The organism is Acidocella sp. C78 (assembly GCF_907164655.1).
In genome coordinates this window covers 1-22,126 of the sequence record NZ_CAJQZK010000037.1, presented here as the reverse complement: position 1 = coordinate 22,126, position 22,126 = coordinate 1, and the positions used below count along the sequence as shown (strand labels likewise).

20 protein-coding genes, 2 tRNA genes and 2 pseudogenes are annotated in these 22,126 nt (G+C 68.5%); 9 read left to right on the top strand and 15 right to left on the bottom strand.

The window, feature by feature from the left end; translation table 11 throughout:
• The first annotated feature begins 115 nt into the window (after positions 1 to 115).
• Together moaA and ACIDOCELLA78_RS000000111870 are read left to right on the top strand one after the other, a co-directional pair.
• Positions 116 to 1,097 (top strand): annotated as a pseudogene (gene moaA, locus ACIDOCELLA78_RS000000111875) (GTP 3',8-cyclase MoaA).
• Between the two features lie 305 nt (positions 1,098 to 1,402).
• On the top strand, positions 1,403 to 2,512 hold the full coding sequence (locus ACIDOCELLA78_RS000000111870; RefSeq protein ID WP_201729728.1) for a diguanylate cyclase: 1,110 nt from the start codon (positions 1,403 to 1,405) through the stop codon (positions 2,510 to 2,512).
• 187 nt (positions 2,513 to 2,699) lie between these two features.
• On the opposite strand, the gene ACIDOCELLA78_RS000000111865 is transcribed toward ACIDOCELLA78_RS000000111870, so the two are convergent.
• The 3 genes from ACIDOCELLA78_RS000000111865 to ACIDOCELLA78_RS000000111855 are packed head-to-tail and all read right to left on the bottom strand — an operon-like array spanning position 2,700 to position 5,229.
• On the bottom strand, positions 2,700 to 3,488 hold the full coding sequence (locus ACIDOCELLA78_RS000000111865) for a tetratricopeptide repeat protein (protein ID WP_201729727.1): 789 nt from the start codon (positions 3,486 to 3,488) through the stop codon (positions 2,700 to 2,702).
• Positions 3,485 to 3,841, bottom strand: a complete 357-nt coding sequence (locus tag ACIDOCELLA78_RS000000111860; protein ID WP_201729726.1) for a hypothetical protein — start codon at positions 3,839 to 3,841, stop codon at positions 3,485 to 3,487. The genes ACIDOCELLA78_RS000000111865 and ACIDOCELLA78_RS000000111860 overlap by 4 nt, the downstream gene beginning before the upstream one ends.
• An 8-nt stretch (positions 3,842 to 3,849) precedes the next feature.
• Positions 3,850 to 5,229, bottom strand: coding sequence for a type II and III secretion system protein family protein (locus tag ACIDOCELLA78_RS000000111855; RefSeq protein WP_249676736.1), 1,380 nt, complete (start codon positions 5,227 to 5,229; stop codon positions 3,850 to 3,852).
• Positions 5,230 to 5,491: 262 nt separating this feature from the next.
• Between ACIDOCELLA78_RS000000111855 and ACIDOCELLA78_RS000000111850 the strand changes: the two genes are divergently transcribed.
• Positions 5,492 to 6,727, top strand: a complete 1,236-nt coding sequence (locus tag ACIDOCELLA78_RS000000111850; RefSeq protein WP_201729725.1) for an ABC transporter substrate-binding protein — start codon at positions 5,492 to 5,494, stop codon at positions 6,725 to 6,727.
• Positions 6,728 to 6,828: 101 nt separating this feature from the next.
• Here ACIDOCELLA78_RS000000111850 and ACIDOCELLA78_RS000000111845 read toward each other — a convergent pair whose 3' ends face one another.
• Positions 6,829 to 7,923 carry an IS630 family transposase gene (locus ACIDOCELLA78_RS000000111845; protein ID WP_201727840.1) on the bottom strand — a complete coding sequence of 365 codons (1,095 nt, stop codon included), beginning with the start codon at positions 7,921 to 7,923 and terminating at the stop codon, positions 6,829 to 6,831.
• A 51-nt stretch (positions 7,924 to 7,974) separates the two neighbouring features.
• Between ACIDOCELLA78_RS000000111845 and ACIDOCELLA78_RS000000111840 the strand changes: the two genes are divergently transcribed.
• The 4 genes from ACIDOCELLA78_RS000000111840 (at position 7,975) to ACIDOCELLA78_RS000000111825 (ending at position 12,510) form a co-directional block, all read left to right on the top strand.
• Complete coding sequence (locus ACIDOCELLA78_RS000000111840) at positions 7,975 to 8,874, top strand: branched-chain amino acid ABC transporter permease (protein WP_201729724.1); 900 nt, start codon at positions 7,975 to 7,977, stop codon at positions 8,872 to 8,874.
• Entirely contained in the window at positions 8,874 to 9,794 is a 921-nt protein-coding gene (locus ACIDOCELLA78_RS000000111835) for a branched-chain amino acid ABC transporter permease (RefSeq protein ID WP_201729723.1), read from the top strand. The genes ACIDOCELLA78_RS000000111840 and ACIDOCELLA78_RS000000111835 overlap by 1 nt, the downstream gene beginning before the upstream one ends.
• Positions 9,791 to 11,266, top strand: coding sequence for an ATP-binding cassette domain-containing protein (locus ACIDOCELLA78_RS000000111830; protein WP_201729722.1), 1,476 nt, complete (start codon positions 9,791 to 9,793; stop codon positions 11,264 to 11,266). The genes ACIDOCELLA78_RS000000111835 and ACIDOCELLA78_RS000000111830 overlap by 4 nt, the downstream gene beginning before the upstream one ends.
• Before the next feature lie 344 nt (positions 11,267 to 11,610).
• Positions 11,611 to 12,510, top strand: coding sequence for a transporter (locus tag ACIDOCELLA78_RS000000111825; RefSeq protein WP_201729721.1), 900 nt, complete (start codon positions 11,611 to 11,613; stop codon positions 12,508 to 12,510).
• A 63-nt stretch (positions 12,511 to 12,573) separates the two neighbouring features.
• On the opposite strand, the gene ACIDOCELLA78_RS000000111820 is transcribed toward ACIDOCELLA78_RS000000111825, so the two are convergent.
• The gene (locus ACIDOCELLA78_RS000000111820) at positions 12,574 to 13,152 is read right to left on the bottom strand and encodes a DUF4142 domain-containing protein (protein WP_249676733.1); all 579 of its coding nucleotides are present in this window, start codon (positions 13,150 to 13,152) and stop codon (positions 12,574 to 12,576) included.
• Between ACIDOCELLA78_RS000000111820 and ACIDOCELLA78_RS000000111815 the strand changes: the two genes are divergently transcribed.
• The gene (locus ACIDOCELLA78_RS000000111815) at positions 13,151 to 13,342 is read left to right on the top strand and encodes a hypothetical protein (RefSeq protein ID WP_201729720.1); all 192 of its coding nucleotides are present in this window, start codon (positions 13,151 to 13,153) and stop codon (positions 13,340 to 13,342) included. The genes ACIDOCELLA78_RS000000111820 and ACIDOCELLA78_RS000000111815 overlap by 2 nt on opposite strands.
• A gap of 201 nt (positions 13,343 to 13,543) precedes the next feature.
• Here ACIDOCELLA78_RS000000111815 and ACIDOCELLA78_RS000000111810 read toward each other — a convergent pair whose 3' ends face one another.
• From ACIDOCELLA78_RS000000111810 to ACIDOCELLA78_RS000000111790, 5 genes are read right to left on the bottom strand one after another with little or no spacing between them, the layout of a single operon-like run.
• A complete protein-coding gene (locus ACIDOCELLA78_RS000000111810; protein ID WP_201729719.1) occupies positions 13,544 to 14,935 on the bottom strand; it encodes an MmgE/PrpD family protein in 1,392 nt (463 codons plus the stop codon).
• Positions 14,932 to 15,753, bottom strand: a complete 822-nt coding sequence (locus ACIDOCELLA78_RS000000111805; protein WP_201729718.1) for a CoA ester lyase — start codon at positions 15,751 to 15,753, stop codon at positions 14,932 to 14,934. The genes ACIDOCELLA78_RS000000111810 and ACIDOCELLA78_RS000000111805 overlap by 4 nt, the downstream gene beginning before the upstream one ends.
• Positions 15,750 to 16,595 (bottom strand): MaoC family dehydratase N-terminal domain-containing protein, encoded by an 846-nt coding sequence (locus ACIDOCELLA78_RS000000111800; protein WP_201729730.1) that lies wholly within the window; start codon positions 16,593 to 16,595, stop codon positions 15,750 to 15,752. The genes ACIDOCELLA78_RS000000111805 and ACIDOCELLA78_RS000000111800 overlap by 4 nt, the downstream gene beginning before the upstream one ends.
• Positions 16,595 to 17,740 (bottom strand): CaiB/BaiF CoA-transferase family protein, encoded by a 1,146-nt coding sequence (locus ACIDOCELLA78_RS000000111795; protein ID WP_307850957.1) that lies wholly within the window; start codon positions 17,738 to 17,740, stop codon positions 16,595 to 16,597. The genes ACIDOCELLA78_RS000000111800 and ACIDOCELLA78_RS000000111795 overlap by 1 nt, the downstream gene beginning before the upstream one ends.
• Positions 17,740 to 18,915 carry an acyl-CoA dehydrogenase family protein gene (locus ACIDOCELLA78_RS000000111790; protein ID WP_201729729.1) on the bottom strand — a complete coding sequence of 392 codons (1,176 nt, stop codon included), beginning with the start codon at positions 18,913 to 18,915 and terminating at the stop codon, positions 17,740 to 17,742. Before ACIDOCELLA78_RS000000111790 ends, ACIDOCELLA78_RS000000111795 begins: the two co-directional genes overlap by 1 nt.
• Positions 18,916 to 19,169: 254 nt before the next feature.
• On the opposite strand from ACIDOCELLA78_RS000000111790, the gene ACIDOCELLA78_RS000000111785 reads away from it, so the two are divergent.
• Entirely contained in the window at positions 19,170 to 20,495 is a 1,326-nt protein-coding gene (locus ACIDOCELLA78_RS000000111785) for an MFS transporter (protein ID WP_201729716.1), read from the top strand.
• A gap of 51 nt (positions 20,496 to 20,546) precedes the next feature.
• Here the strand turns inward: ACIDOCELLA78_RS000000111785 and ACIDOCELLA78_RS000000111780 are convergent, their stop codons facing one another.
• The 5 genes and pseudogenes from ACIDOCELLA78_RS000000111780 to ACIDOCELLA78_RS000000111760 all read right to left on the bottom strand — a co-directional run.
• A complete protein-coding gene (locus ACIDOCELLA78_RS000000111780) occupies positions 20,547 to 20,870 on the bottom strand; it encodes a hypothetical protein (RefSeq protein WP_201729715.1) in 324 nt (107 codons plus the stop codon).
• A 242-nt stretch (positions 20,871 to 21,112) separates the two neighbouring features.
• Positions 21,113 to 21,189: transfer RNA gene (locus tag ACIDOCELLA78_RS000000111775), tRNA-Arg, on the bottom strand.
• A 77-nt stretch (positions 21,190 to 21,266) separates the two neighbouring features.
• A pseudogene (locus tag ACIDOCELLA78_RS000000111770) lies at positions 21,267 to 21,538 on the bottom strand (NADH dehydrogenase ubiquinone Fe-S protein 4).
• Positions 21,539 to 21,604: 66 nt separating this feature from the next.
• Positions 21,605 to 21,677, bottom strand: a tRNA-OTHER gene (locus ACIDOCELLA78_RS000000111765).
• Positions 21,678 to 21,754: 77 nt separating this feature from the next.
• Positions 21,755 to 22,126: DUF192 domain-containing protein (locus ACIDOCELLA78_RS000000111760; protein WP_249676713.1), on the bottom strand; the 372-nt coding region annotated here is incomplete at its 5' end.

Sequence of the window (22,126 nt, the reverse complement as noted above, 5' to 3'; positions counted from 1 at the left end):
CCCGGTCAAGCCGCGCGGCGCGGAAATGCCGCAATTCGCCCCTGCGCCCGCCGCGCCGGCGGTTTGCGCCGCCGCGGGTCTTGCCTTTGGTCGCGCGAGCGTAAACATGACGCACATGATCGACCCGTTCGGCCGCGCCATCACCTATCTCCGCATCTCGGTCACCGACCGCTGCGATTTCCGCTGCGTCTACTGCATGGCGGAAGACATGACCTTCCTGCCCAAGGCGGACCTGCTCTCGCTGGAGGAGCTGGAGCGTCTGGCCGGCGCCTTCGTCGATCTCGGCGTGCGCAAGCTGCGCCTGACCGGCGGCGAGCCGCTGGTCCGCCGCGGCGTGATGGCGCTGGTCAACCGGCTCGGCCAGCGGCTTGGCCATGGACTCGACGAGCTGACCCTGACCACCAATGGCAGCCAGCTCGGCCGCTTCGCCGATGAGCTGGTCGCCGCCGGGGTCAAGCGGGTGAACGTCTCGATCGACACGCTCGATGCCGAAAAATTCCAGGCCATCACCCGCTGGGGCGGCTGCCCCAGGTGATCGAGGGTGTCATGGCGGCGAAGGCGGCGGGGCTGCGGGTCAAGATCAACGCGGTGGCGCTCAAGGGCGTGAACGAGGACGAGTTCGACGCCATGCTTGAATGGTGCGGCCGCACGGCTTCGATTTCTGCCTGATCGAGACGATGCCGCTCGGCGAGGTCGACCAGGACCGCACCGATCAATACCTGCGCTCTCCACCGTCCGCCAGCGCCTCGCCGCCCGCTGGACGCTGACGCCGACCGACTACGTCACCGGCGGGCCGGCGCGCTATTTCGACGTCGCCGAAACCGGCACGCGGCTTGGCTTCATCACCCCGCTCACGCATAATTTCTGCGAGGGCTGCAACCGCGTGCGCCTCACCTGCACGGCACGCTCTATATGTGCCTCGGCCAGGACGACGCGGCGGATCTGCGCGCCGTGCTGCGCGGCTCGGACGACGACGCCGTGCTGCGCCAGGCCATCCGCGATGCGATCGCCCGAAGCCGAAAGGGCACGATTTCGTGATCGACCGCGCCGGCCGCGCCCCCGCCGTCACCCGCCACATGAGCGTGACCGGCGGATAGGCGCCGCCACCCTCAGCCTGACGCACCCGCCGGCTCCCGCCGCATCCCGCCGGCCGACCCCCGCCACATGGGCCACATCCAGGCCCGTGGCCCGTCCGCGCGCGCCATGGTCCATCCCCGTTTCAGGGCGGCGTCATCAAATCAATATTTGACAAAGATAAACGTATTGGATACGGTTAACCAATAATTGAGAACAAATATCAATAATAATATATCGCCTGAATACTTGTTTCGCGCAGGGCGCCGAAGGGCGGCCGTCGTGATCTTTTGTCAAAATCAAAATCATTGTCTCCGGGCGCCGACGAATGGATCTGTCATACATCTATCTGTTCTTCGACGGTGTAATCACGCTGGCGGGCGTTCTGCTTGTCGTCACCGGCTTCCTCTGCGGCGCCGAGATGCTGAAATGGTGGGGTAGCGCCTATTTCATTGGCGCGGCCGGGCTCGGTGTCTTCGTCGCCGGCCGCCTCGGCTCGCCCGTCCTCGCCCACGGGCTGGCGCCGGGCATCCTGCTGATGGCCTATGGCGTGATGTGGCTCGGCGTGCGCCGCCTCGCCGGACGGTCCGGATCGGTGCCGCTGGCACTCCTCCCGGGCCTGGCCTGGCTGGTCGCCGGGGCCGTTCTCCCCTTCGCCGCCACCCCCTGGCTCTACCTCGTCGCCCAGGCGCCGCTGACCCTGCTGATGCTCGTCCTGCTGCTGGTCGAAATCCTGCGCATGGCGGTCCCCGCGGCGGCGCGCTACCCGCTCGCCGCCGTGCTCGTCGCGCATGGCGTCTTCGTCCTCGTCCGCGCCGCCGCCCTGCTGGCGCATGGCGATCCCGCCGCGCTGCGGTTCTGGCTCGTCGTCTCGGCGGGCGAGGGCATCGCCTTCGTGTTCTGCGATGCGCTCTGCGCCAGCCACCTCGTGCGGATGCTGCGCGAGCGCCTGCTCGACAGCGCCGCCCACACCGATTTCCTCACCGGCGTCCTCAACCGCCGCGGCTTCACCCTCCAGGCCGAGCGCCGCCTGCGCGTCTCGCCCTGCATGCTGCTGGTGCTCGACATCGACGGGTTCAAGCGCATCAACGACACGCTCGGCCATGCCGAGGGCGACCGTCTGCTGCGCGAGCTTGGGAAAATCTGCCTTGAGAGCGTGCGCGCCGCCGATGTGGTCGGCCGGCTGGGCGGCGACGAATTCGCCATCCTGATCGACGGCGGCACGGCCGAAACCGCCGCCGCCGTCGCCAGCCGCATCCGCCAGGCCTTCGCGCAAACCCTCACCCCGCACGGTCTCGCCGTCGCGGTCAGCATCGGGATCGACGGCGCGAAACCCGGCAACACGCTGGATGATCTGCTGCGCCAGGCCGATATGCGGCTCTACCGCGCCAAGGACAGCACGCCCCGAATCCGCCGGCTCGCCCTCGGCACCGGCTAGTGTCCCGAATCTGAACTCCGATGGATTTCAGATTGAAAGTGGACACTATAGCACTTTCCGATCCATCCGGATCGGATTTAGTGCTCTATGGTCTCTATGGTATTGATAAGTAGAGCATCTTTATCCGATCAGATGACTCCATCTGATCGGATGATGCTCTGCCCCCCGCCAGCCCGCCGCGGAAGCGTCAGTTCACCGCGCGCTTCGCCGCCGCCGCCGGCGGCGCCGCAAGCCGCGCCATCTGCGCCACCATGTCGTCCGCCGCCGCCGCCGGCATCGCCGCGTCGAGCACATGCCGCGCCGCCGCGCGCCGTCCGGCAAGGGCGAGGGCGGCGGCATAATCCGCCCGTTCCGCCGCCGAAATCCGCCCGCCCTGCGCGAGCGGCGCGATGATCGCGGCGCCGGCGCCGGCATTGCCGCCCAGCGCCGTGGCAAGGCCGAGATTGGTCCGCGCCGCCCGGAAGCCCGGCCGCAGCGCCAGCGCCCGGCGGAATGCCGCCGTCGCCTCGGCGAAGCCGCCGCGCTGGGCGAGCGCCACGCCGAGATCGTTGAACGCCACCGCGCTGCGCGGATCGTCCCGCGTCGCCCGCCGGAACGCGGTCACCGCCCCCCGCGCGCCGCCGCGCAGGGCGCAGCGGCCGAGCCCGATCTCCGCCCGCGCGTCGCGCGGCGCGGCGTGCAGCAGCGCCGCGTAATCGCGCGTCGCCGTCCGGCAGTCGCCGAGCAGATAGGCGGCATCGCCATGCACCAGAAGCGCCCGCGCATTGCCCGGGTCGAGCTTCAGCACCGCATCGGCGACATGCAGCGCGAGATCCGGCCGGTTGCCGGCCAGCGCCGTCTCCGCCACGTTGAGCGTGTTGGCGCCGAGCGCGGGGCGTGCGGCGCCGGTCCGCGCCGGCCCGGCGCAGCCGCCGAGCGCGGCCGCGGCGATGCCGAGCGCCGCGCCCAGCAGCCCCCGCGCCATGCGGCCGGTCATTGCGTGATCCCCGACAAGCCGCCCGAGGACGCCATACCGCCCCCGCCGCCGCCGCCGCCGAGCGGTGCCGCGCTCGCGCCGCCGCCGCCGCCGCCGCCCGCCGGCGCCTTCAGCGCGCCGCCCACCGCGGTTTCCGCGATCGGCCCGCTCAGCCGGGTGTCGCCGCGCCCGGCGACGAGATCATGCGGGTTGACGAGTTCGACCGCGATATTGTGCATCGGCGCGCCGTTCTCCCGCCATGTTCCCGGCCGCGCGAACGGGTCGCCCCCGGCGCAGCCGGCCAGCAGCAGCGCGCATCCGGCCAGCAGCAGCGCGCTCGCGCCGGGCCGGATGGCAGCGCGTCGCTCTTTCATCGTCGCCCTCATCGCAGGATGAACCCCGCCTGGCCCGGCAGCACCACCGCATGCCCGCCGCCATTGTCGCGCCCGAGCACGACCCGCTGGATCTGGTTCGCCGGCGACCATCCCTGGTCCGGCGTCATCATCCGCCCCGCCTGGTTCACCGGCCTGACGAGATAGGGTGTCACGAGGATCACGAGTTCCTCCTCCTGCCGGTCATAGCTGTCGGCGCGGAACGCGGCGCCGAGCACCGGAATGTCGCCGAGCCCCGGCACCGACTTGTCGGTCTGGTTGCTGCTGTTGCTGAGCAGCCCGGCGATGGCGAGGGTCTGCCCGCTGCCGATCACCACCGTGGTCGAGGCGGACTGGGTGGAGAGCGACGGCACCACGATCGACGTGCCCGCCACCGCGATCTGGAAGGCGTTCTGCGTCGTCGGCGCGCTCACCGTCGGCTCGACATGCAGGATGATGCTGCCATCGTCGAGCACCACGGGGCGGAATTTCAGCTGCACGCCGAAATCCTTGTACTGCACCGTCACCTGACCGTTCTGCCCCGGCACCGGCACCGGGAACGACCCGCCATCGATGAAGCTGGCGCTCTGCCCGGACAGCGCGGTCAGCGTCGGCTCGGCCAGGATATGCGCGAGATTGTCGCTGTTCAGCGCGTCGAGAATGCTGTCGATCGCGCCGCCGCCGGTCGACAGCCCCGCATTGTAGCTGCCCGCCGCCGGCGTCGCCGGGCTCGACCCGTTCAGCACGTCGAGCGCGCTGAAGCCGAACAGGAACTTGCCCACCGAAATGCCATTGCCCGCGCTCTGCCAGTTGATCCCGAGCTGCTGCGTGATCGTGCGCGACATCTGCGCGATCCGCACCTTGAGCGCCACCTGCTGCGGCAGCCGCACCTCGGTCTGGTTGATCACGCGCCCGCCCTTGCCGGCGATCAGATGCGCCCGCTGCATCACCTGGTAGTCCTGCACCGGCGTCGCCACCGTGCCGCGCACCACCACGCCATGCGCTTCGCTGCCCACCGTGATCCGCGCGCCCGGGGCGGTCCGCGCGGCGCCCGCGCGAATCGCCGCCGCATCATAGGGGGCCGGCGTCACCGCAACCCGGAACGTCGCCACGTCGCGCCCCCGCGAGTCGGTCACCGCGATGGTGGTGAAGCCGGGCGCGGTGCCGAACACGAACAGCGTATGCGCGCTGGCCGGCCGCACCGACACCACTTTCGGATCGGCGACGAACACGTTCGCCGCGGTCCCCCGCAGCGTCACCAGCCGTCCGCTGCCCTGGGCGATGCTCAGCCCGCGCGCCGCCGCCGGCGCGTGCCGTGCCGGCCGCGCGGCCGAGGCCGCCCCCGTGCCGGCGCCGAGCGCGAGCAGCGCCGCCAGCAGCCTGATCGCCACACGCCGCCTCGCGGGGGCGGGCGGGAACGTTTTGTCCGGTGGTGGAACCAAGACGATTTTCCTCGAACGAGACAAGTCTCATGAGTGAGATGTGTCGTCGGTAAATTTACGGATGTTCTATTAACGTTTGGTTGCCATGGTTGTTTTCGCGCGGGGAATTCCGAAAAGCGCCTTCCTGTGCGCGATACCCCCTTGCCGAATGCGCAACCTATGGCATGATCCGCCCAATCAAATTCAAAACTGCGAATAAGGGGAGCTACCAATGTCCAGAAAGAAAACAGCGTTCGCCGCCGCCCTCGCCGGCGCGGCCATGGCGGTGGTGCCGGTTGCGGCACAGGCCGCAAACCCGATCGTCGTCGGCATCACCTCCGAAATCGGCACCATTCCCGGCAAGGCGATCGCCAACGGCGCCACCCTCGCCGCCGAGCAGATCAACGCCGCCGGCGGGATCGACGGCCGGCCGATCAAGCTGGTGATCGAGGACGATCACCTCTCCACCACCGACGCCATCCGCTCCTTCCAGCGCATGGTCCGGCAGGACCACGCCGTCGCCATCATCGGCACCTTCGTCAGCGAGGTCGCGCTGGCGCTCGAACCCTGGGCCGCCCGCCTGCACGAGCCCTACCTGATCACCGGCGCCGCCGCCAACGAACTGTCCGAATACGTCCACAAGGACTTCAAGGCCCATCAATACATCTTCCACGCCTACATGCCGGCCGCCTATCTCGCCCGCGCGGTGTGCGACGCCTCGAAGGCCACGCTGGTCGACCAGTTCCACATGAAGACCGCCGTGGTGATGAGCGAGGACGCCGCCTGGACCAAGCCGCTCGACGCCGGCTACGATGAATGCCTGCCCAAGATCGGCCTGAAGGTGCTCGACAATATCCGCTTCGCGCCCAACACGTCCGACTTCACCCCGATCTACCAGAAGATCGAGCAGCTGAAGCCCAACGTGATCATCGCCGGCTGGGCTCATGTCGGCGTGCAGCCGACGGTGCAGTGGGCGCAGCAGAAAGTGCCGGTGGCGCTCGCCGGGATCAACGCCCAGGCCGGCTCCGACGTGTTCTGGAAAGCGACCAACGGTGCCACCGAGGGCGTGATCACCGGCAGCACCGCCGCCCCCGGCGTCGCCATCACGCCGAAAACCCTCCCCTTCACCGACGCCTACGTGAAGAAATTCGGCTACTCCCCGGCCTATTCGGCCTACTCCACCTACGACGCGGTCTATGCCCTGGCCGATGCGCTGAAGCGCGCGAAATCGACCAAGCCGCTGCCCATCGTCCACGCGCTGGAGCAGACCAACATGGTCGGCACCCAGGGCCACATCGCCTTCCAGGGTGCGAAGAGCAAGTTCGCCCACGCCCTGAAATACGGCCCGGACTATGTCACCGGCGTCGCCCTGCAATGGCAGGCCGGCCAGCAGAAATGCATCTGGCCGCTGAAGCTCGCCAACGCCAAGGCGAAGTTCCCCGGCTTCGTGCCCGTCCCGAAGTCCTGATCCGCCCCGCGGTCCCGCCGGCCTTGCCGCCGGCGGGATCTGCCCGCGTTCTCGTCTGACCTGGGAGGGTAGGACTTGCTAGTGTGCCGATTCCGAAGTTCCTATGCAGAGTGATCGTGGATGGCGTTGGTGCGCTGGCAGAAGCGTTGGACGGCGGCGAGGATTTCGTCGGCTGACTTGACCCAGCGGAATGGCTTAGGGTCGGCGTTGCGGGCGTCGATATAGGCGGTGATCGCCGCCTCCAGTTCTCGGACGGAGCGGTGCGCGCCGCGGCGGATCTGGTCATCGGTGAGCATGCCGAAGAAGCGTTCGACCTGATTGATCCAAGACGCCGAGGTGGGGGTGAAGTGCACATGCCAGCGGGGCCGTTTGGCGAACCAGTCGCGGATCAGCTTGGTCTTGTGGCTCGACGCGTTGTCCATCACCACGTGCACGTCGAGATCAGCGGGGACATTCTTCTCAACCATGTCCAGGAAGCGGCGGAAGTCTGCGGCACGGTGGCGTGGCATGCACTTGCCGATGATCGTTCCGATCTTGACGTCAAGTGCGGCGAACAACGATGTCGTGCCGTGCCGCTTGTAGTCGTGGGTGCGACGCTCGGCTTGCCCGGGACGCAGCGGCAAGATCGGCTGGGAGCGGTCGAGCGCCTGCACCTGTGTCTTCTCGTCGACGCAGAGCACCACCGCACGGTCGGGCGGGTTCAAGTAGAGCCCAACAATGTCGCGCACCTTCTCGATGAACAGCGGATCGGTCGAAAGCTTGAATGTCTCGCTTCGATGAGGCTGCAGAGAGAAGGCCCGCCAGATGCGGTGCACGGTCGATGGTGCCAGTCCGGACGCCCGCGCCATCGACCGAGTGCTCCAGTGCGTCGCCGCCGCGGGCAGCTTCTCCAGCGTCGTCGTTATCACCTCGGCAATCTTGTCATCGCCGATCTTGCGCGGCGCGCCGGGGCGAGGTTCGTCGAGCAGGCCATCCAGACGCTTCGCGGCAAACCGCGTCCGCCAGGTCGCCACCGTTACCCGCGTGATCCGGAGTTTCTCGGCGATCCCGAGATTGCTCATGCCGTCGGCGGCCAGCAGTATAATCTCGGCGCGCATTGCGTCCCCGCGAGCGATTTTGCGCCGTCGGATGCGCGTCTGAAGTTCAATGCGCTCCTCGTCACTCAACTCGATCCGAACCGCCTGTCCCCACGCCATCCTGACACCCTCCGAGATCTTCAGCGATCACAGAATCACCTTTAGGGGCTTATGGCTAGATATTTCAGAGACGGCACACTAGCGATCCAGATCCTGATCGACGGTTTCGCGATCAGCACACTCTACGCGCTCGGCGCGCTGGGCTTCACGCTCATCTTCGGTGTCTCCGGCGTCCTCAACCTCGCGCATGGCGGCCTGATGGTCATCGCCGCGATGATCGCCTGGTATCTCGACACCTCGCTCGGCACCGGCCCCTATGTCGGCGCGCTCGCCGGCCTCGCCGTCTGCCTCGTCGCGGCCCTCGTCACCTATGGCGGCATCGTCCGCCCGATCGAGAATTCCCGCGCCGTGCCCGCCCACGAGCGCGAGCTGTTCGTGCTGACGGCAACCCTGCTCTGGGGCGTGATGATCCAGGAAGCCCTGTCCTACGCCTTCACCAACAGCCCGATCACGGTGCAGCCGCTGATCGCCGGCACGGTGTCCATCCTCGGCGTCCGCACCCCGATCAACGAGATCTTCATCGCCGCCGTCGCCTGGGCGGTGATGGGCGCGCTCTGGCTGCTGGTCAACCGCACCCAGGTCGGCCGCCGCCTGCTCGCCGCCTCGATCAACCCGCGCGCGCTCACCCTGCTCGGCTTCGAGCTCGACCGGATCTACCTCTTCGTCTGGATCATCTACGGCCTGCTCGCGGGCATCGCCGGCGTGCTGCTCGGCAGCTTCCTCGGCTCCGGGTCCGACTATGTGCCCGGCCTGACCGGCAGCGCCTTCACCATCGTCGTGCTGGGCGGCCTCGGCTCGGTCTCCGGCACGCTCATCGCGGCCTATATCGTCGGCTATATCGAAACCCTCACCGCCTATCTGGTCTCGCCCTCGCTGCGCGAGGTGCCGGCCCTCATCCTCCTCGTCGTGGTGATCTACATGCGGCCGCAAGGGCTGCTGGGGCGGCGCTGATGTCGAGCATCCCGAAATCCCGCCTGGCCGCGCTCGCGGTCTTCCTCGTCGTCCTCGCCCTCTTCCCGCTTGGCGCCAACGGCTACATCCTCGGCGTGCTGACCACCGCCTTCTACTTCGCGGTCTTCGCGATGTCGTGGGACCTGCTGTTCGGCTATGCCGGCGAGGTCAATTTCGGCCCGACCTTCCTGATCGGCCTCGGCGCCTATGGCGCGGGCATGTCCAACGCACTGCTCGGCCTGCCGGTGCCGCTCGCCATCGCCGTCGGCGCCATCGCCGCGGTCGCCGGCGGTGTTGCCCTCGCCATCCCGGCGCTGCGCCTCTCCGGCCCCTATCTCGGCCTGATCACCCTGGTCTCGGTGCTGCTGCTCCAACAGGCCATCGTCATCTTCGCCGGCGTCACCGGCGGCGAAATCGGCCTCTCCGTGCCGGACGTGCTCTCGATCAGCAGTGCGGCGAACTACGAATACGCGCTCGGCTTCATGCTGGTCAGCGGCCTGATCCTGTTCCTCATCTCCCGCTCCTCGCTGGGAATGATCCTCCAGGCCGCCGGGCAGGACCAGGTGGCCGCAGCCGCGCTCGGCTTCAACGCAACCCGCCACAAGATCCTCGCCTTCGCCGTCTCCGCCCTGTTCTCCGGCCTCGCCGGCGCCTTCCTCGTCTTCTATCTCGGCACCGCCTCGGTCAGCGCCGTGGTCGACATCTCGATCGGCGTGCGCGTGATCATCGCCGCCGTGCTCGGCGGCCGGCGCACCATCATCGGCGGCGCCATCGGCTCGGTCTTCCTCATCGTCGCCGGCGAACTCCTCCGCCCGATCGGCCAGCTCTCCACCTTCGTCGTCGCCCTGATCGCGCTGGTGGTGATCGTGCTGTTCCCGGATGGTCTGCTCGGCCTGCTGCCGCACCGGAGGGGCGCATGAACACCACCACCACCCCGCGCCTCGCCGTCAGCGGGCTGCACAAGCGCTTCGGCGGCCTCATCGCCGTGAAGTCGCTCGACTTCAACCTCTATCCCGGCGAAATCCTCGGCCTGATCGGCCCCAACGGCTCCGGCAAGTCCACGGTCATGCAGATGATCATGGGCGTCGTCCGCCCCACCGCCGGGCAGATCCTGCTCGACGGGCAGGACATCGCCGGCCGCCCGACCTACGACATCGCCCGCGCCGGGGTCGGCATCGTCTTCCAGCACTCCCGCCCGCTGCGGCTGCAAACCGTGCTGGAAAACATCCTGCTCGGCCTGCTGCCCGACAGTCTGAGCCGCCTCCGCCCGCCGCCGGGCGCGATCGAGACGGCGCGGCGGATCGGCGAGGAATGCGGCCTCGGCGAGGTGCTCGACCGCCTGCCGGCCACACTCCCCTTCGCCGACCTGCGGCGGATGGAACTCGCCAAGGCCATCGCCCGCGACCCGAGCGTGGTGCTGGTCGACGAACCCTTCGCCGGCCTGACCAGCGCCGAGGTGCACGATTTCTCCGCCCTGATCCGCCGCTTCCGCGACCAGGGCCGCGCCGTCATGCTGGTCGACCACAACGTCAAGAGCATCGCCTCCCTGGCGGACCGCGTGCTCGCCCTCTATCTCGGCGAAAAGATCGCCGAGGGCTCCTCCGAACAGGTGATGCAGGACGAAACCGTCCGCCGCGTCTATCTCGGCGGCGGCATCGAGACCCACGAGCGCCCCGAAGCCGAGATCGCCGCCCACAAGGTGCTGCTCCACGCCGAGGATGTCAGCGTCTTCTACGGCAAGGCGCAGGCGCTGGAGAACGTCTCCCTCACCGTGCACGAGGGCGAGTTCGTCTCCATCGTCGGCCTCAACGGCGCCGGCAAGACCTCGCTGTTCAACGCGATTTCCGGCCTCGTCCCGTTCCGCGGCGCGATCAGCTGGGACGGCGCGCGGCGCGGCGGCGAATCGGCGGCGGCAATCGCCCGCGCCGGCATCGTCCAGTGCCCGGAAACCCGCGAGCTGTTCGGCCGCCTCTCGGTCGCCGAAAATCTCGAACTCGCCGGCCAGCGCCTCGCCCCCGGCGAGCGCGCCTCCCGGCTCGACTGGCTGCACGAGCTGTTCCCCATCCTGCGCGTGCGCGGCACCCAGGAATCGCGTACCCTCTCGGGCGGCGAGCAGCAGATGCTCGCCATCGCCCGCTCGCTGATGCTCAAGCCGCGCCTGCTCATTCTCGACGAGCCGACGCTCGGCCTCGCCCCGGTCATCCTCGGCCAGCTCTCCGAGGCGCTGTCCCGCCTGCGCGAAACGACCGACATCACCGTGCTGCTCGGCGAACAGAACGTCACCTTCGCCCTGCCGCACGCCGATCGCGTCTATGTCATCGAGCACGGCCGGATCATCTGGAACGGCACGCCCACTCGCTTCGCCGCGGAGGCGGGAACCGGCTACCTGTAACGCCGGCTCCGCCGCCCATTGATCAAATGTTAACCAATACCCGTCTAGCCTGAGTGTGACCTGTACGTCACAATATAACGTAAACGATAAGGAAAATACCCCGGTCGCACGTAATCCGATTGTCATTCATCGTCACGAATGGCACCACGATATCATCCCTTCGGATGATCCTCACCCGATCGGGTAAGTTGCCCCGATCGGCCATCCAACCGGTCGCGTTCCGTTCCTTCCGGATCGGGGCGCGCCCCACAAGACCAAAAAAAAACGCGACCACCCAACAAGGAGACCGTCCATGACCGCTCAAACGAGCCCCAAATTCTCCCGCGCCGTGGCGAGCATCGCCGGTGCGGCTTTCGGCATCGGCGATGCTCGCCACGGCGATGACCCAGCCGGCCCAGGCCGGCGGCCCGCTGCCATACGACGCCCCGTCGCCGCCGCCCAATATCAGCGTCGCCATGCTCTACAACCAGTTCGCCTCGGCGACCTCGTTCTACACCCAGCACGGCACCAAGCTCGGCAACACCCGGATTCAGACCGACGTGCCGATCCTGCGCCTCGTCCACACCTTCAGCCCGATCGATGGCATGGCCTGGGGCATGCAGGTCATCGCCCCCTATGTCTCCTTCCTCGGCAACCAGCGCGTCGGCGGCGCGAACCTCTCGCATCAGGGCGGCTTCGCCGAGCCGCAGCTCTCCGCCTTCATCTACCCGGTCAACAATCCCGCCGAGGATGAAACCGCGGTCCTCGCCTATTTCGTCAGCCCGCCCTCCGGGTCCTACAACCCCGCCATCGCGCTGAACGCCAGCACCAACAACTGGGTGAACAATCTCGAAATCGGCTTCACCCACAAAATCTTCGGCCAGGCCAAGGGGCGGCGGCTCGACCTGCAAGTCTGGGCCGATGGCTACGTCTATGGCGACACCAACGTCTCCTCCGGCGTGCATCTGAAAACCGACCCGGTCGGCCAACTCATCGTCTACGCGCCGTATTATTTCCACCCGCAGACGGCCGGCTATATCGGCCTGAGCTTCGAGAAGACCTTCGGCGGCAAAGTGTCGCTGGTCGATGCGGCCGGCACGAGCGACACCGGCAACCGCACCAACTTCACCCGTATCGGCGTGGTCGCCGGCTCGTTCCTCTCGCCCACCATCTTCGGCCAGGCCCAGCTCGCGACCGACGTGCAGGCCCGCGGCGGCGCGCGCAACGACATCATCTTCCTCGCCCAGATCGGCAAGGTGTTCTGATCGCCCATCCCTCTCATCCCGCCTGATGCGGGCGCCCGGACGGTCCTGCCGTCCGGGCGTTTGTCATTCCGCCGCGCCCGCCGGCAGGGCGGCGCGCAGCATCGCGAGATTGCGCTCCAGCACCGGCAGCGCGTCGCGCGCGGTCTGCCGGAACGCCGCGTTGCGCCCCTCGCGCAGCTCGCCCTGAAACACCGCGATGGCGCTCTCATGGCTGCCGATCTCGTCGCGCAGGAACTCGACGGTCAGGTTCGGCTCGGGGTGGTAGTTGAGCGAGACGAGTTTTTCCTTGAGGTCGAAGGGCAGGGCGGTCGGCAGCCTCACCCCCTCGCGCGCCGCCACCGCCTCCAGGCGCGGCGCATAGGTGGCGGCATCGGCGCAAACCTGCTCCACCGCCGCCCGCGCCCCCGGCTCGATCGGCCCGCGCCGCACGAACGAACAGGCGTCGAGGTCGAAATTCACCAGTTGCGACGCGGAGGTGACGAAAGCGAGGTCGGTCGGCCCCAGCGCCGCGCCCAGCGGCGCCTGCGCGGTGGTGGCGCAGGCGCCAAGGGCGAGCACGGCCGCCAGCGCCGCGGCGTCGCGCAGCCGCGCGCGGTGGGCGTTCGGGGCAGGGGAGATGGCAGCTTGCATGGCAGTGGGCATGATCGTGATCCTCCGTGGCGCGCCGGCACCTTCGCCGCGCCCGGCCATCGTCCCCCCCGCCGCCGCCGCCGTCATTGATCTGGTTCAACCGCCGCGCCGCTTTTGTCTCGTCCCGCTTTTTCTTGCGTTAGGCGAAAAAATAACCTATGGTTGTAACGATGACGAGTTGCAGCCGGATTTGGTTGTATGACGCCTCATCTCCTCCCATGAGTTCATCTCGATGAATTCCAACTGGCCCCGGACATGTCCGGGGCCATTTTCTTGCCGAAAGATGTGTTTCAAATTACGGGATTTTTATCTGTTCTTGGAATTATCCAGAACCATATACCGGTTATTAAGAAAATCCCGTTTTGTTCACGCTGGCGCGGCGCCGCCCGCGCCCCAGGCACGCTCAGCGCGAAGAGGGCACGCTCAGTGCGAAGATCGGCGTCACCGCGTCCATCCCGTCGAGGCCCAGCACCGCGTCGGCCAGGCGCTCCGCCTGCGCGGCCCCCAGCACCTGCCGCGTCAGCCCGTCGAACTTGGCGCGGAACGCCGCCTCGTCGGGAAACGTCTCCGGCTCGCCCCGCGGCACCACCACGCGCCGCACGAAAACCTGCCCCCGCGCCCGCACCGTCAGCTTGCCGGACATGTTCCGCGGAAACTCGGCCTCGATGTCGGGGTCGTTCTCGCAGCGCACCCGCGCCATCAGCGCGCGGATGTCCGGGTCGTCGAGCCGGTCATAGCTCGCCCAGTCCATCCGGCCGGTGGCCAGCGCCGTGGCGATCACGAAGGGCCCGCTGAACTGCGCATCGACGATGTTTTCCGGCCGCGCCTTGCGCGAAGCCGGCTCGCCGATCAGCAGCATCCCGGCGCGCGAAATCCCGAGCGTCACCGCCTCGATCTCCTCCGCCCCGAGCCCAAGCTCCGCCCGCAGCGCGATCGCCGCGTCGATCCCGGCATGGCCCCAGCGGCACGAGGGATAGGGTTTCACCCCGGTCCGCATCAGCTCCCACTCGGCGCCGAGCCCGGCCAGCACCCGCCCTGGCTCCGGCGCCGGGCTATAGGCGTTGAGAAACCCGTGCCGCCCCTCGATCGGCGCCTGCGCGCCCTTGAACCCCTCCCGCGCGAGGCAGGCGGCGGCCATTCCCGCCATGCCCGCCCAGCCCACCTGGAAGCGCTTGGTCCACGCCCCGTTGGCGAGAAACTGCAAGCTGCCCGCGGTCTGGCTGAGCACGATGCCGAAGCCTGACGCCATCTCCGCCGGGCTCAGCCCGAACACCCGCGCCACCGCCGCCATCGCGCCGAAACTGCCGCAGGTCGCACTCGGGTGGAAGCCGCGCTCGTAATGCGCCCCGGCCGGCAGCGCCAGGGCGAGCCGCAGCGCCACCTCATACCCCGCCGCGATCGCCGCGATCACCGTCGCCCCATCCGCCCCGCTCATCGCCGCCGCCCCGAGGGCAGCGGGAATCACCGGCGCGCCGGGATGCACGATCGCCGCCGCATGGGTGTCGTCGAAATCCAGCGAATGCACCAGCGCGCAGTTGATCAGCGTCGCCCCCGCCGCGGCATAGCCGGCCGGATCGGCGAAAACCGGCGCCCCGCCATCGCCCATGCCCATCGCCCGCACCGCGCCGATCAGCGCCTTCGTGCTCTCCGCCGCCTGCCGCGCCCGCACCGCGTTGCCCACCGCATCGAGCGCCAGCAGCCCGATCCGCCGTGAAACCGCCGCCGGCAGGTCGGCCATGACGAGCCCCGAGGCGAAGCGCGCCAGCTCCGTGGTGATGTTCGTGCCGTTGCTCATGTCGTCCCGTCCTGTCCCGTCATCATGCCGGCGCGGGCGAGAATCTGCCGCGCCCGCAGCCGCACCGGCGCGTCCACCATCGTCCCGCCAACCGCGACCGCTCCCTCATCCCCGGCGGCGAGGATCTGCCGCGCCCAGTCGATCTCCGCCGCCGCCGGCGCGAAACCGGCCCGCGCCGGGCCGATCTGCCTTGGATGGATGCAAAGCTTGCCGCCGAAGCCGAGCGACGCCGCATGGCGCGAATCCGCCTCGATCAGCGCCGCGTCGTCCAGCGCCGCCGTCACCCCGTCGAGCGGCGCCGCCAGCCCGGCCAGGCGCGATGCCAGCACCAGCTCGGCGCGCGCCGGCAGCAGCACCTCGCGCAGATGCGCCGCCCCCAGATCGGCGGCATAGTCGATGCTGCCGAAGGCCAGCCGCCGCACCGAAGGCGAAGCCCCGATCTCGCGCGCATTCGCCATCCCGCGCGCCGATTCGACCAGCGCGATCACCCCGCGCCCCATCGCGGCGCTCTCGGCCTGCGCCGCGCTCTCCGCCTTCGCCAGCACGATCCCGGCCACCCGCAGCGTCGCGATCGCGGCAAGATCGTCCGCGTGCCACGGCGTTCCCGCCGCATTCACCCGCACGAAGGCCGCGACCCCGGCCGGCAGCGTCGCCAGCCCGCCCGCCAGCGCGTCGCGCGCCATCGCCTTGCGCGCCGGCGCCACCGCGTCCTCAAGGTCGACGATCACCGCATCGGCGCCGCTCGCCGCCGCCTTGGCATAGCGCTCCGGCCGGTCCGCCGGCACGAACAGCGGCGCGATGGCCGCGAACCCGCTCATGCCGCCCGTGCCTCCATCGTCCGCTTGCCGTCATTGGTCTCGACCCAGAGCGCGAACCCATCCCCCTCGCGCCGCGCGCACAGCGCGAACACCTCGAAATCGAACAGCGGCCGCACCCCGCGAAAACTGAAGCTCGCCGGCCGCCGTCCGCCGATCTCCTCGGCGAACTGCAACAGCCAGGTCGCCTGCAACGGGCCGTGCACGATCAGCCCCGGATACCCCTCGACCCCGGTGACATAGCTGCGGTCGTAATGGATGCGATGGCCGTTGAACGTCACCGCCGAATAGCGGAACAGCAGGGTCGGGCTCGCCGTCATCTCCCGCCGCCATTCCGCCGCCGCGGCCTCCTCTCGCGCCGCCGGCCGCGCCGCGCCGGGCCCGGCATCGAGATCGCGATAGACGATGTCGTGCCGCTCGCTCAGCGCCTTGCCCCGCGCGGTCGACAGCGTGTGCCGCACCGTCACGAAACACAGCGTTCCGCTCCGCCCCTGCTTGACGACGACATCGCCGATCTCCGACTCCCGCCGCACCGTGTCGCCCACAAGCAGCGCGTCATGGAATTCGAGCCCGCCGCCCGCCCACATCCGCCGGGGCAGGGGAACCGGCGGCAGGAAGCCGCCGCGCGCCGGGTGCCCGTCGGCGCCGAGCCGCGCGCCCACCACCGTCGGCGGCGACAGGCACCAATGCACCGCGAGCGGCGCGATCTCGCCCGGCGCCGGCATCTCGTCACCAAGATCGAGCGTCGCGCGCAACTCCCGCACCAGCCGCGGCGCGAGCACATCCTCGGCACTTTCCCGCCGCCCGATCCACTGCCGCAGCATCGCCTCGTCAATCTGTTCCATCACGCCCGGCCCTCCGTGCCGCAAGCCGCGTCCAGCCCGGCGAGCACCGCTTCGGTATGCTCGCCGAGTGCCGGCACCCGTCCATAGTCCCGCGTCACCCCGGCCACGATCGCCGGCGGCGCCGGAATCGCCGCCGGTCCCGCTTCGGTCTCCACCGTGATCCGGCGCAGATGCGGATGCGCCGAAAGTGCCGCCATGTCGTTCATCCGCGCGAAGGCGAGGTCCGCGCGGTCGAGCCTCTCGGCCAGCGCCGCGCCCGGCAGGCGGGCGAAGGCTTCGGCCACCGCCGCATCGGTCTCCGCCCGGTGGTTCACCCGCGCGACATTGCTGGAAAACCGCGCATCCTCCACCAGCTCCGGCCGCTCCAGGATGTCGCGGCACAGCGTCCGCCACTCCCGCTCGCTCTGGATCGAGATCAGCACCGCGTCGCCATCCGCCGCGGCGAACACGCCATAGGGCGCGACCGAGGGATGCGCGAGGCCGACGCGCCGCGGCGGCCGCCCGGCCTCGGCGTTGAGCAGCGGCACCGCCAGCCAGTCGGCGATCACGTCGAACATCGAAATCCGGATATCCGCGCCTTGCCCGCTCTGCCCGCGCGCGATCAGCGCCTCCAGGATCGCCGCGTGCCCGGCCGCGCCGGTCGCGATATCCACGATCGAAATCCCCACCCGCGCCGGCTCGCCCGGCCCGCCGGTGATCGAGGCGAGCCCCGATTCCGCCTGGATCAGCAGGTCATAGGCCTTGCGCCCGGCCAGCGGCCCGCTCTCGCCATAGCCCGAGATCGAGCAGCAGATCAGCCGCGGATGGGCGGCGCGCAGCGTCTCGATGCCGAGCCCCATCCGCGCCATCGCCCCGGGCTTGAGGTTCTGCACCAGGATATCCGCCGTCCCGATCAGTGCGGCCAGCCGCGCCCGTCCGTCCGGTGTGGCCAGGTCGAGCACGACCGATTCCTTGCCCCGGTTGAGCCAGACGAAGTAGCTCGACCCCGCCTTGAGCGCGTCGTCATAGAAGCGGGCGAAATCGCCCTCCGGCCGCTCGATCTTGATCACCCGCGCCCCCGCATCGGCGAGCCGCGCCGTGCAATAGGGCGCCGCCACCGCCTGCTCGACGGCGACGACCGTCAGCCCCGCCAGCGGCGCGCGCATCAATACGACCTCGGCATGCCGAGCACGTGCTCGGCCAGATACGCCAGCACGAGATTGGTCGAGATCGGCGCCACCTGATAAAGCCGCGTCTCGCGGAACTTGCGCTCGATGTCGTATTCGGCGGCGAAGCCGAACCCGCCATGGGTCTGGATGCAGGCTTCCGCCGCCTCCCACGAGGCTTCCGCCGCCAGCATCTTCGCCATGTTGGCCTCCGCCCCGCAATTCTGCCCGGCCTCGTAGCGCGCCGCCGCCTCGCGCACCATCAGCTCCGCCGCCCGCAGCCGCGCATAGGCCCGCGCGATCGGGAACTGGATGCCCTGGTTCTGCCCGATCGGCCGGCCGAACACTTCGCGCTCCTTCGCATAGGAAACCGATTTCGCGGTGAACCACCTGGCGTCGCCGATGCACTCCGCCGCGATCAGGATGCGCTCCGCGTTCATCCCCGACAGGATATAGCGAAACCCCTTGCCCTCCTCGCCGACCAGCGTGTCCGCCGGAATCCGCAGGTCGTCGAAAAACACCTCCGTCGTCGCATGGTTCATCATCGTGCGGATCGGGCGGATGGTAAGGCCGTTGCCGCGCGCCTCGCGCATGTCGATCAGGAACACCGAAAGCCCCTCGGTCTTCTTCGCCACCGCCTCGCGCGGCGTGGTGCGGGCGAGCAGCAGCATCAGGTCCGAATGCTCCGCCCGCGAGGTCCAGATCTTCTGCCCGTTGACCACGTAGTGCCCGCCCTCGCGCCGCGCCGTGGTCTTCAGCGCGGTGGTGTCGGTGCCGCTGCCCGGCTCGGTCACGCCGAACGCCTGCAACCGCAGCGCCCCGCTGGCGATCTGCGGCAGATAGGCCGCCTTCTGCGCCGCGCTGCCATGCCGCAGCAGCGTGCCCATGATATACATCTGCGCATGGCAGGCGGCGCCGTTGCAGCCGCTGCGCTGGATCTCCTCCAGAATCGCCGCCGCCCCCGAAAGCGGCAGGCCCGATCCGCCATACTCCTCCGGAATCAGCGCCGCGAGCCAGCCATCGCGGGCGAGTGCGGCCACGAACGCCTCCGGATAGGCGCCTTCCTCGTCGAGCCGGCGCCAGTATTCGCCCGGAAACCCGGCGCACAGCTTGCGGATCTCGGTGCGGATCGCCGCATAGGCATCATCCGGGTGGGTCTCGGCGAAACCGTCCATTCTCTCTCCTCCTCGCGCCGCGCCGGCGTTGCGGCCCTGCCCGCCGGTCTTGCCCGGCGTGTTGTCTGCGGCGCCAGCGTACGCCACCGCGTCGCCCTGATGAACCGGCATCGTTTCGCTGGCAGCCATATCATCCTGCGATGGCCCGGCCGGGCCGGCAAGGGGCGGCTCGCCGTTTCACTTTCAAAACAGGCCCTCAGCATGTTGACGAGGCTGCCGATTTTCGGTCTGCTCGCCGCAGGGAGGACTTCCAAATGGCACATTCAACCACCGGTGCTGACGCATCGCTGCCGTGGGCCGCGCGGCTCACGCCGTCGCACTGGCGCATCCTGACCGCGGCCTTTTTCGGCTGGGTCTTCGATGGCTATGAAACCTACGCGCTGATCACCGTGATCGGCCCGGCGATGATCGCGCTGCTGCCCGCCTCCGAGCGCGGCCACCTGCACCAGGCGGCCGGTCTCGCCATCGCCATCACCCTGCTCGGCTGGGCCGCCGGCGGCACGATCGGCGGCATCGTCGCCGACTATATCGGCCGCAAGCGGATGCTGCTGATCTCGGTGGTGGGCTACAGCGTCTTCACCGGCCTCACCGCCTTCAGCACCTCGGTCGCCATGCTGGTGGCGTTCCGCTTCCTCACCGGCCTGTTCCTCGGCAGCGAGTGGAGCACCGGCAACGCCCTGCTGGCCGAAACCTGGCCGAACGAGGCGCGGCCGAAAGGGGCGGGGTTCCTGCAATCGGGCTTCGGCTTCGGCGCCTTCCTCGCCGCCGCAGTGTGGTATTTCGTCCGCCCCCTCGGGCCGGAAGCCTGGCGGGTGATGTTCCTGGTCGGCGTGCTGCCCGGCTTCCTGGTGCTGATCCTGCGCCGCCGCATCGATGAATCGGCGAGCTGGCTGCAAGCGATGCGCGAGAAGCGCTGGGCGGTGACCGAGCGCGCCGCCGCCGCGCGCAGCCAGAGCCGGCCCTTCACCCTGTTCCAGCTCTTCGCCGATGCCGAGGGCCGCCGCCGCACCCTGCTCGCCTGCCTGATGTCGGTCGGCACCACGATGGGCTGGTGGGGCATCGCCACCTGGATTCCGGGCTTCGTCGGCGGTTTTGCCGCCCATCACGGAATGAGCGGGCCCTACTGGGCGAGTGTCGCCGGCCTCGTCTACACCGCCGGCGCGATCCTCGGCTATCTCGCCTCCGGCTTCCTCGCGGACTGGATGGGCAGGCGGCTCTATCTCGTCTTCCTCTTCGCCGGCGGGCTGGTGATGACGCCCGCGGTCTATCTCTGGTCGCATTCGCTGCCGGCGCTGCTGGCGGCGTCGCTGCTGAACGGGTTCTGGACGCTCGGCGCCTTCGCCTGGTACGCGATCTACCTGCCGGAGCTGTTCGCCACCAATGTGCGCGGCACCGCCTCGGCCTTCGTGTTCAACGCCTCGCGCTTCATCGCCTTTCTCGGCCCGCTGCTGGCGGGCCAGCTGATCGGCGCGCTGGGCGGGCTCGCGCATGTGGCGATGGATTTCTCGGTGATCTACCTGCTCGGCCTCGTCGTCGCTCCGTTCATGCCGGAAACCAGGGGCCACAAACTCCCCGACTGAGGCGCGAGAGGAAGCTTGCCCTGCCGGCACCGGCCGGCAGGGCGTTCCGCCTCAGGCGGCCTGGGGCGCGGCCGTCGCCGGGAGGTCGACCCCGAGCTTCGCCGCCGCCGCGGTAGTCTCGGCCGGCGCGCCGGCGAACTGGTAGCCTTCTTCCAGCAGCTTGGTCGTGTAGCGCCGGTTATACGAGAAGGCGAAGATGAATCCGGCCACTCCGACCGTGAAGATGTTCAGGACAATAAATATCAGCCCGATCATGTAGTCGCCACGAAATAAAGCCGGAAATCCACCAAAGAACAGTGTTGTCCAGCTAAATCCATAAAATCCCTTTTTTGTTACTCCCGTTGCAGGATTTTTCAATAAGATTGTCTTTGCCATAAAATAGTCCTCCTGTATGAGGCGAATTAAATTGTTATTCACTTTTCTGTCAACCAAAATATTATGAATTAGCAATATTTTTAAAAACAAAACCTGACCGTGCAGCCTTGTCCTGATGGTTCCATTCCCGGGTGCATGGTGCGGCGGGGCAAGCCGTCCGGAATCCAGTTTTCATGACAAGCGGCGCCACGCCGCTGCCGATTCGCGCCCGGCGCGGGGATGAAAAATTGGCGGGGAGAAAATGGCGACCCTGGCGTGACTCGAACACGCAACCACCCGCTTAGAAGGCGGGTGCTCTATCCAGTTGAGCTACAGGGCCGTCCGGCACCGACAATCGCCGAATTCGCCGCCGATTGCCAGAGCCCGCGCATCGGCGCCGGGGGCGGGCAGGGCGGATCAGTGCGTCCAGTTCGCCCGCCGGTCGGGGCGGAAATTGTCGGCATAGGCCTTGGGCCGGCGGTGCCGCTCGGTCGGGATTTCGAGGTCGAAGGCGATGCCATGCGTCTCGGCATAGGCGATGGCCTCCTCGCGGGTCGCGAATTTCAGCCGCACCTCGCTCGCCAGCATGTCGCCGCTGCCGTCCAGCCCATCAGCGGGTCGATCCGCTTGGCCATCGCCGGTTCGAATTCCAGCACCCACTCCCTCGTCTTCGCCCAGCCGGACTGCATGGCGCTTTTCGGCGGCAGATAGATTCTGGCGCGGTTCATCGTGAAATGTCTCCCCATCCGTCCGTCTCGGGGCGCCCGGATTCGAACCGGGGGCCTCTTGTACCCAAACAAGCGCGCTACCAGGCTGCGCCACGCCCCGCTCGGACGATCGCTACCTACAGCGCCTGCGAGGTGCGAGGCAAGCGCCTCACTTGCCATCCCCGAATTGCGGCCCGATCACCTTGTCGCCCACATCGATATCGTCCTTCGCGGTGATCCCGCCCTGCAACTCGATCGTCGCCGCCACCTCACATGGCTGGAAATGATCCGCAGGCTCTGCGGCACCGTCTCGTTGGCAATGTGCCTTATCGTCCCGTGCGGCCCGACGAACACCATGTCCAGCGGCACCAGCGTGTTCTTCATCCACATCTCCGAGACCTGCGGCGGGTTCCACGGAAAGATCATCCCCCCATCGGCGGCGACGCTCTTGCGAAACATCAGCCCGATTTCCTGCTGCTTCGGCATCAGCGCTCGCTCCACCTTGAAGACGAACCGCTTGCCATGCTGGTTGACGATGGTGATCGTCTCGGTCGGCAGCTTCGCCTGCGG